The organism is Photobacterium alginatilyticum, assembly GCF_009910675.1.
In the GTDB taxonomy this organism is placed as follows: domain Bacteria; phylum Pseudomonadota; class Gammaproteobacteria; order Enterobacterales; family Vibrionaceae; genus Photobacterium; species Photobacterium alginatilyticum.
Map to the genome: position 1 here is coordinate 1 of NZ_RSEJ01000087.1, position 2,311 is coordinate 2,311.

Consider the following 2,311-nt stretch of genomic DNA (forward strand, 5'->3'; position numbering starts at 1 on the left):
GGTTCAGGCCAAACTGAGGACATGCCGCGTAGCACAGGCCACAGTTGATACAGGCAGAGAACTGCTTGTACTTCGCCATTTGCTCTGGGGTCTGGTTGTTTGGACCATCTTCAGGCTTACGATCGTTACCGATGATGTAAGGCTTGATCGCTTCCAGACGCTCGATGAACGGGGTCATGTCAACAATCAGGTCTTTCTCGATCGCGAAGTTAGACAGCGCTTCGATCTTCAGGCCGTTCGGGTAGTCACGCAGGAAGGTCTTACAGGCCAGTTTTGGCACCTTGTTGACCATCATGCCGCAAGAACCACAGATAGCCATACGACAAGACCAGCGGTAAGCCAGATCCTTGTCTAGGTTATCTTTGATGTAACCCAGTGCATCAAGCACAGACATGGTTTCGTTAAACGGAACTTCGAACATCTCGAAGTACGGTTCTGCATCTTTCTCTGGGTCATAACGCAGAATTTCAACTTTTTGGATACGGTTGCCTGACATTATGCCTGCTCCTCTTTATTCGCTGCCGCTTCTGCTGCTTCTTTCGCTGCTGCCTCTTCTGCCGCGGCACCGTATAGGCGTGCTTTAGGCTGAGACTTGGTGATTGTCACGTCGCTGTATTCRATGCGAGGTGCTTGATCACCGTTGTAGAATGCTAGCGAGTGCTTCAGGAAGTTCACGTCATCACGCTCGGTGCAGTTGTCGTCAAGACGCTGGTGTGCACCACGTGATTCACGACGCAGGATCGCGGAGTGAGCCATTGCCTGAGCAACTTCCAGGCCGTAACCGACTTCAATTGCGTAAAGCAGATCGGTATTGAATACCTTGCCCTTGTCTTTGATGCTGATCTTCTTGTAACGCTCACGAAGTTCGGCAAGCTTGTCGACYGTTGCCTGCATCAAATCTTCCTGGCGATAGATACCACAGCCGGCTTCCATGGAGTGACCCATTTCTGTACGGATATCCGCCCAGTTTTCGTCACCGTCCTGAGAAAGCAGGGTATCGATACGGTCTTGAACCGCCTGTACCTGCTTGGCAATAGACTCTTCGTTCCAGCCTTTGAATTYCGCAGCACGTTTTGCCGCGCCTTCACCCGCCAGGCGGCCGAATACTACAAGCTCTGCCAGTGAGTTAGAGCCCAGACGGTTTGCACCGTGCAGACCAACAGACGAACATTCACCAACCGCAAACAGGCCAGAGATACGGGTTTCGTTGTTCTTGTCTGTTTCGATACCACCCATGGTGTAGTGCACGGTTGGGCGAATTGGGATCGGCTCTTCTGCCGGATCAACGTTCACGTAGGCTTTGGCAAGTTCACAGATGAACGGCAGACGCTCGTGCAGGTATTCTTTACCCAGGTGACGAAGGTCAAGGTGCACTACATCACCCAGTGGGTGTTTGATAGTGTTGCCTTTTTGCATCTCGTGCCAGAATGCCTGAGAAACTTTGTCTCGTGGACCCAGTTCCATGTATTTGTTCTTAGGCTGACCGATTGGTGTCTCTGGACCCATGCCGTAATCTTGCAGGTAACGGTAGCCATTTTTGTTCAGCATGATACCGCCCTCACCACGACAACCTTCGGTCATCAGGATACCGGTRCCAGGCAGGCCGGTTGGGTGGTACTGAACGAATTCCATATCACGAAGCGGTACACCGTGGCGGAAGGCCATTGCCATACCGTCGCCGGTTACGATACCGCCGTTGGTGTTGCAGTTGTATACACGACCTGCGCCACCGGTTGCCAGWACAACAGACTTGGCTTTGATACAAACCAGCTCGCCTTCAGACATGTGAATAGCAACCAGRCCTTGTACTTCGCCTTCTTCTACCAGAAGATCAACCACGAAGTACTCGTCAAAGCGGTTGATTTGCGTGTATTTGATAGACGTCTGGAAYAGGGTGTGCAGCATGTGGAAGCCGGTTTTGTCGGCTGCGAACCAGGTACGCTCAACCTTCATGCCACCAAAACGGCGAACGTTAACGTCACCGTTTTCCTTACGGCTCCAAGGACAMCCCCACTGTTCCAGCTGGGTCATCTCGCGAGTCGCGTTTTCTACGAAATATTCAACAACGTCCTGTTCACATAGCCAGTCACCACCACCAACCGTGTCRTTGAARTGGTTATCYARGCTATCCTCATCCTTGAYGACGGCAGCRGAGCCMCCCTCTGCMGCTACGGTATGAGAGCGCATTGGGTAAACTTTGGAAATTAGTGCAATTTCTAAGTCTGGGTTTGCTTCTGCAGCAGCAATGGCAGCACGTAGGCCTGCACCACCTGCGCCGATTACAGCGATATCTGTGGTAATAGTCTTCACA

General features: G+C 51.9%; 2 protein-coding genes. Both read right to left on the bottom strand.

Going from position 1 to position 2,311, the window contains the following annotated elements; translation table 11 throughout:
* Positions 1-496: 2Fe-2S iron-sulfur cluster-binding protein (locus tag EIZ48_RS27970; protein WP_160658651.1), on the bottom strand; the 496-nt coding region annotated here is incomplete at its 3' end.
* A complete protein-coding gene (frdA, locus tag EIZ48_RS27975) occupies positions 496-2,310 on the bottom strand; it encodes a fumarate reductase (quinol) flavoprotein subunit (protein ID WP_160658652.1) in 1,815 nt (604 codons plus the stop codon). The genes EIZ48_RS27970 and frdA, both read right to left, overlap by 1 nt.
* Between the last annotated feature and the right edge of the window lies 1 nt (position 2,311).